At 45.2% G+C, this 7359-nt stretch carries 7 protein-coding genes; all 7 read left to right on the top strand.

Annotated elements, in window-relative coordinates; translation table 11 throughout:
- Nucleotides 1-241: hypothetical protein (locus tag OEV42_06720; protein MDH3973955.1), on the top strand; the 241-nt coding region annotated here is incomplete at its 5' end.
- Between the two features lie 100 nt (nucleotides 242-341).
- The gene (locus OEV42_06715) at nucleotides 342-1052 is read left to right on the top strand and encodes a hypothetical protein (protein MDH3973954.1); all 711 of its coding nucleotides are present in this window, start codon (nucleotides 342-344) and stop codon (nucleotides 1050-1052) included.
- Between the two features lie 113 nt (nucleotides 1053-1165).
- Entirely contained in the window at nucleotides 1166-1837 is a 672-nt protein-coding gene (locus tag OEV42_06710) for a TIGR00153 family protein (protein MDH3973953.1), read from the top strand.
- 13 nt (nucleotides 1838-1850) lie between these two features.
- Complete coding sequence (locus OEV42_06705) at nucleotides 1851-3101, top strand: inorganic phosphate transporter (protein ID MDH3973952.1); 1251 nt, start codon at nucleotides 1851-1853, stop codon at nucleotides 3099-3101.
- Nucleotides 3102-3255: 154 nt separating this feature from the next.
- Nucleotides 3256-4404, top strand: a complete 1149-nt coding sequence (locus tag OEV42_06700) for an alanine--glyoxylate aminotransferase family protein (GenBank protein ID MDH3973951.1) — start codon at nucleotides 3256-3258, stop codon at nucleotides 4402-4404.
- A gap of 35 nt (nucleotides 4405-4439) precedes the next feature.
- Nucleotides 4440-6026, top strand: coding sequence for a phosphoglycerate dehydrogenase (serA, locus tag OEV42_06695; protein ID MDH3973950.1), 1587 nt, complete (start codon nucleotides 4440-4442; stop codon nucleotides 6024-6026).
- 28 nt (nucleotides 6027-6054) lie between these two features.
- A complete protein-coding gene (gene hisZ / locus OEV42_06690; GenBank protein MDH3973949.1) occupies nucleotides 6055-7359 on the top strand; it encodes an ATP phosphoribosyltransferase regulatory subunit in 1305 nt (434 codons plus the stop codon).

Below are 7359 nucleotides of genomic sequence, written 5' to 3'. Positions count from 1 at the left end.
TGTTGAAGTGCCTGAACCTGTTGAAGTGCCTGAACCTGTTGAAAAATCCACTTCTCAAGGTTTGTCACCTTTTGACGATTTGCCTGCGCCTGTGGATGTTTCCCCTGGTGAAGATGTGTCGGTACCTGAAGAAGAACCGACGGTTGAGGAAGCGCCCGTTGCTGAAGACCTGCCTGCCCCCGTTGACCTGTCACCCTTCGGGGACCTGCCTGCCCCCGTTGACGTGAATGGTGCTGAGTGAAAATTCATTATGCAAGGGACTCAAATGATTATTAAAAGGAATGTGGCATTGTAATTGCAGGGTTTTAATTGGCGTATGATTAAAATTTAAGGAGGGAAAGATGAATAAAATTATAGCATTTGCCCTTATATTGTTTATGTTTATCTCAGGGTGTGGACCGAAATTTATGCCTGTCGCTGTGAGTGGAGCGAAAATAGATGAAAAAAATAGATCTATTACCATTGGAAAAGAAGGAATAAGTATAAAGGCAAGCGTTTCCTATTTTACAAGAACACCTTATGACCTGGAATCATACCTGGTCCCATTTAATATGAGGGTCAGAAACGAAACAGGGAAAGAAATTAATATTGCTTACGAAAACTTTATTCTTCTCGATGACAAAGGGAACCAATATCGCCCTTATCCTCCGGAAAAAATTTCGGAAATAATCAAGAGTGACCCTGAATATGCAGTTAAACCACCGACTGTCGCTATATCACTCCCCAATATGGCTAACTACACCAGTCCCGCTTTTGCCCCACCTTATCCCTATGGTTATGATTATTACCCTTACGGTGAGCCATATTTTGATGCCTCTGTGGGGCACTGGGTCTATCCCCCTTCTTATTACGACAGATACAGGCGGGATCAGACGGGGGAAACGTTAATGCAGGATATCTACCTGGATGCGCTTCCTATGGGAGGCATTGTTGATGGGGCACAGGTTTCAGGTGACCTTTATTTTAAGGCTGATACACAATTTATGAACAGCCTGAAAGTAAGGGTTTCAATCAACGGCGTAATCATAGAGCTGCCTTTTAACGTAAAGTAACGAAATCCCTAAAAAATAAGATTTTTATCTGATTGTATAAAATCAGGGTGTATATTTTTGTGCAAATTCATGTTAATATCGGGGTCTTTTGTCTGTAAAATAAGGGAGGTATTATGAGGTCTATTGCAGGAATATTTGGAAGGTCACCGTTCAAGCTGCTTGAACAACATATGGAAAAGGTTAAGGATGTGCTTGATGAAGTCCCGCCCCTTTTCGATGCCCTTTATGAATCTGACTTTGACCGGGTCAAGAAGCATTCTGAAAACATTCTCAAGCTCGAACATGAGGCCGATAAATTAAAAAACGACATTCGCGGCCAAATTCCAAACAGTATTTTCATGCCCGTCGACAGAAGGGACTTTCTTAACCTGTTAAGCGCCCAGGATGATATTGCAGATGCTGTTGAAGACCTGTCAATTGTGCTTCGACTTAAAAATGTTACCGTACCTGAAAATATCAGGCCCAATTTTATGGAGTTGGCCGGCCACGTTATGGATATCAGCAGTATGGCTAACAATATTGTACAGGAACTGGACAATCTGATGGAGGTTTCTTTTGGTGGCCCTGAAGCTGACTCTGTAATGGCTATGATTAATGAACTTTCTACAATGGAGTGGAAAGCGGATAAGCTCCAGTTCAAACTTGCCCGGGAAATTTTCCAGATGGAAGAGACTCTTTCCAAAGGTGATTTCTTTGTGCTTCTCGAGTTAGGCCGTAAACTTGGCGGTCTGGCTGATAAGTCGGAAAAGGTTGGGAAAATACTTCGAATGTTTATAACGGGTTGAGGAAAAGGTAAGAATGGATATTTATACTATTACAGGCGTTATTGCCATCATTGCGGGTTTTTACATGGCCTGGAATATAGGAGCTAATGATGTTGCCAATGCCATGGGCACATCGGTCGGTTCTAAAGCCTTAACATTAAAGCAGGCCGTTATTGTGGCCGGCATCTTTGAGTTTGCCGGCGCTGTTCTTGTCGGCAGTCACGTTACAAATACCATAAGGAAGGGGATGATAGATCCCACTGTTTTTAGCGGAAGTCCTGATATTCTTATGATCGGTATGCTTTCGGCCTTGCTGGCATCGGCTGTTTGGCTTCAGCTGGCAACGCACTGGGGGCTTCCCGTTTCTACGACACACTCCATTGTCGGCGCCGTTGTCGGTTTTGCCTTAATTGCAATCGGTATATCAGGAATAAACTGGGGCAAGGTAGCGCAGATTATCGCCAGTTGGGTCATCTCGCCTGTCATGGGTGGGATAATTGCAACGACGAGCTTTATTTTTATCCGCAACAGGATCCTTGACAGGAATCACCCTGCCGATGAAGTTAAAAAATATGCGCCTTACCTTGTCTTTTTTCTTTTTTCCATTCTTACCCTGTCTATGGTTTATAAGGGATTGAAAAATCTTAAACTTAATCTCCCCCTTTACGAAGCTCTAGGTGTAGCCGTTGTTGTCGGTATTTTATCGGCACTTATAACAAGATATTTCCTCAGAAATATTGAAAGGGCTCCCGGTGATGATCTGAAAAAGGAGCTCTCAACTGTTGAAGGTGTTTTCAGGCACCTCCAGATTATTACAGCCTGTTATATGGCTTTTGCCCATGGCGCCAACGATGTAGCCAATGCCATTGGCCCCCTGGCTGCAATCATGTCCATATCGAATACACATATCGTTGTCATGAAAGTTGATGTTCCCATGTGGATTCTTTTTCTTGGTGGAGCAGGAATAATTATCGGTCTTGCAACATGGGGATACAAGGTCATTGAGACAGTGGGGAAAAAAATCACTGAAATGACCCCGTCCAGGGGCTTTTCTGCTGAGTTTGGCGCGGCAACGACAGTTCTCGTCTGTTCAAAAATGGGACTTCCCATATCGACGACCCATACTTTGGTAGGGGCTGTTATCGGTGTGGGCATGGCCAGAGGAATTGCTTCACTAAATCTTGGAGTAGTGCGCAATATCGTTTATTCATGGTTTATTACTCTCCCGGTTGCCGGACTTTTAAGCGTAATTTTTTATGAAATCTTGTCAACAATACTTCTCTGATATACAGGATTGTAATCTCTTGTCATCATATGCCGGCCCTGCCTTTGCAGACCCTGAAAGTCCTTGACTTATAGGGTCTGCCTTGCTAAATTTAGCCTTTTTCTTTTCAAACAAATAAAAATTATAAATACCAAAAGCCGGAGGAAAACAAATTATGAAAAAGAAGTACCTATTGTCACCGGGGCCTACTGCTGTGCCTGAAAGTGTCCTTGCCAGGATGGCAGAGCCCATGATACATCACAGGACACCGCAGTTCTCTGCTATTTTTGCAGAAGTAAAAAAGGACCTTAAAGCGCTTTTCCAGACAGAGCAGGAAGTGCTTATTCTAGCTTCTTCCGGTACGGGAGCTATGGAATCAGCTATAACCAATCTCTTTTGCAAGGGAGATAAGGTTATTTTCGTCAATGGTGGAAAATTCGGTGAGAGATGGGGACAGCTTTCCAAAGTTTTTGGTCTCCAACCGATTGAAGTAAAAGTTGAGTGGGGACAGGCTGTTGATGTTGCCGCTGTTAAGGAGATACTTGATAATGACCCTGAGATTAAGGCTGTTTTGACCCAGGCCTCAGAAACATCGACGACTGTGGCTCATCCTGTCAAGGCGTTGGCCAAACTTACCAAAGACAGAGATACCTTGCTTGTTGTCGATGGTATTACTGCGGTCGGTGTTTCTGATCTTTCAATGGACGAAACGGGAATCGATGTTCTCATCTCGGGTTCGCAAAAAGCCTTTATGCTTCCTCCCGGTCTTGCCTTTATCGCCCTGTCTGATAAGGCATGGAAGTTTACCGACAGATCGGATATCCCTAAATATTATTTGGATCTGAAAAAAGAAAACAAAAACCAGGTGGCAGGTAAAGACACAACAGCCTATACACCTGCCGTTTCTCTCATCTGTGGTCTTGCCGAGGTTCTCAGGATGGTTAAGGAAGAGGGACTTGAAAATCTCTTCAAGAGGCATGCAACGCTTGCAAGAGCGACAAGAGCTGCTTTGACAGCGCTTGGCCTTAAGCTTCTTGCCCCTGATTCTCCGGCCGATTCGGCAACCGGCGCCTACGTGCCTGAAGGTGTGGATGGCGGTAAATTCGTCAAATTTATGCGTGATGATATGGGTGTAACCATGGCCGGGGGGCAGGACCATCTGAAGGGTAAAATATTCAGGGTCGCCCATCTCGGTTATTACGATACTTTCGACATAATCATTGCTATTTCCACAATAGAAATGGCCCTCAAGAAGTTTGGTCATAATGTGGAGATGGGAAAAGGTGTTGCTGCAGCCCAGGCTATTTTGGTGGAAAGATACTGATCCGGGCGTAACATTTAATTTAGAGGGGGGCAAATATGCCTAAGGTTCTCATTAGTGACAAGATGTCTTCAACAGCACAGGAAGTGTTTGGCAGGTACAAGGATATAGAGTGTGATTTTAAGCCCGGTCTAAAACCTGAAGAACTAATGGAAATTATAGGTGATTATGACGGTCTTGCCATAAGGAGTGCAACAAAGGTTACGGCCGACATTATTGAAAAGGCGATAAATCTTAAAGTTGTTGGAAGAGCAGGCATAGGGGTCGATAACGTGGATATCCCGGAAGCAAGCAAAAAAGGGGTCGTCGTTATGAATACGCCCTTTGGTAATACCGTTACTACGGCAGAGCATGCTATTTCCATGATGCTTTCTCTTGCCCGTGAAATACCGCAGGCTACTTTTTCAACGAAGGGCGGCAAATGGGAAAAAGGCAAGTTCATGGGTGTTGAACTTACGAACAAGACACTCGGTATTGTCGGTATCGGCAATATCGGTTCCATTGTTGCCGACAGGGCCCAGGGCCTTAAAATGAAGGTCATTGCCTATGATCCTTTCATATCCCACGAAAAGGCTGAACAGTTAGGCATTGAACTCGCTGAACTGGATGACCTTTATGCGAGGGCGGACATTATTTCCGTTCATACGCCTCTTACGGAGGGTACGAAAAATTTGCTCAATGCCGGCGCCTTCGAAAAAATGAAGGACGGTGTTTTGATTGTAAATTGTGCAAGAGGGGGAATCATTAATGAGACTGACCTTGCGGCTGCAATTAAAAATAAAAAAGTGAGGGGAGCAGCGCTCGACGTTTTTGAAAAGGAACCTGTAGCGCCCGATAATCCGCTTCTTGGCCTGAATGAAGTCGTCTGTTCTCCTCATCTGGGCGCTTCAACGGATGAAGCACAGGAGAATGTCGCCGTCCAGGTGGCTGAACAGATTGCAGAGTATTTGACTAAGGGGATTGTAAAGAATGCCCTTAATATTCCCTCCGTCTCAGCTGATGAACTGCCCAAGCTTCAGCCCTATATTGCTCTGGCCGAAAAGCTGGGCAGTGTTTTGGGGCAGCTTTCAGAAAGCGGTCATGAGAAGGTTAACATAGAATATTCCGGTGAAGTCACCGGTTTTAATGTGACACCCCTCACGACAACGGTATTAAAGGGGGTGCTGGAGCCCATGCTTCAGGAGTCCGTTAACCTTGTTAATGCGCCGCTTATTGCCAGAGAAAGAGGTGTGGAGGTTGTGGAGAGTAAAAGCAGTGACTCGGAAAATTTTAACAGCCTGATAAAAGTAACGCTTAAAACGGAAAAGCGCGAAAGATCCGTTGCGGGAACACTCTTTCATCACAGTGATGCAAGGATTGTCCAGATAGATGGTATCGATATAGAGGCTATCCCTGTAGGGAATATACTTTTCATATACAATAATGACAGGCCGGGAATTATCGGCTCCATAGGCACGATTCTCGGTGAAGCGAAAGTTAATATTGCCGGCTTCCAGTTAGGCAGGGATTCTTTCCAGGGAAAAGCCATTTCCATGGTTAATATTGACAGCAGTGTTTCTAATGAAATTATTGATAAGATAAGGAACGTTGAAGGCATTATTGAAGTCAAGCAGGTAAAACTGTAGAAATGTTTTCGGACAGAGAAATTAATAAATGAATAAAAAGGGAATTAATTTGCCTATAGCGCTTCCCAGGGGAGTTAAGGATTTTTTGCCGACAGTTGCCGGCAGGATAAATCGCATTGGTGATGAACTATCGAGGGTTTTTGAGCTTTGGGGATACAGGGGGGTTATGACGCCCACCATTGAGTACCTGGATGTTCTTGCTCTTGCCGAGCCTGAACTTCTTGAGAGAATGTTCAAATTCGAAGACAGGGACTCGGGAAAGGTCATTGCTCTTCGCCCGGATATTACCTCACAAATTGCCCGCCTTGCAGCGACCCATTTAAAAGATCACGCAAAACCGCTGAGACTTCACTATAGCGGCAGTGTGCTCCACTATGGTGAGAGAGATAAAGGGAGTAGCCGGGAGATTTATCAGAGCGGACTTGAGTTGATTGGACTTGATCAGCCGGAAGCGGATGGTGAAATCATTGCCGTTGCCGTTGAGGCCATGAAGGCGACGGGGCTTACCGACTTCAAGATCGATGTAGGACAGGTCGAGTTTTTCAGAGGGGTTATGGAAGGCCTCTCTTTGGCTGAAGATGTGCGGCGAGATGTTGAGATTGCCGTTGCAAGGAAGGACAGGTCAGGTATCGAAGAACTGCTCCCGTCACTTAATCTCGGGAGCCGGGACGAAGAGGCCCTTCTGGCCTTACCGACACTTTTTGGTAAACGGGAAGTACTGGAGAGGGCCGCCGTTATGACTGTCAGCCCAAGAGCCCAAAAGGCCCTTGAAAACCTGTCGGAAGTCCTCCATACGATAGATTCTTATGGCCTTGGCGATTTTATAACCGTTGATCTTGGTGAGATCAGGGGACTCAACTATTATACCGGTGTTATTTTTGAGGGTTTTGTCACGGGCCTTGGCGAGGAAATATGTGGTGGAGGACGCTACGATGGTCTGCTTGGCCGTTATGGCAATGACCAGCCTGCAACAGGATTTGCCATTAATGTAGAAACCCTACTGAAAGCCCTTGAAAAGCAGGGAGAAACCCGTGGTGCAGGGTCACCTGATTTTCTTCTTCTCAATCTGGGTAAAGAAAAGCATGAGGCCCTTAAGGTGGCAAGACATCTTCGAAGTAAAGGATTAAAGGTTGCCAGGGAGATTGCAAAAAGGGATATAGGGGGTTCTCTGGCTTTTGCTTCGAGCGAGGTTATTGACAGGCTGATTATTATGGGCGGCAATGATCTTGAAAAAGGACATATGCTTGTTAAAGATATAAGGAATGATAAAGAGGAAAAAGTGAGCATTGACGACCTGATTTCAGGCGCTGTCGATCTCGCCCGGAGAGGATAA

Source organism: Deltaproteobacteria bacterium, from assembly GCA_029860075.1.
GTDB lineage: Bacteria > Desulfobacterota > JADFVX01 > JADFVX01 > JADFVX01 > JAOUBX01.
The sequence above is the reverse complement of the archived record's forward strand: the minus strand, read 5'-3'. Positions and strand labels throughout refer to the sequence as shown.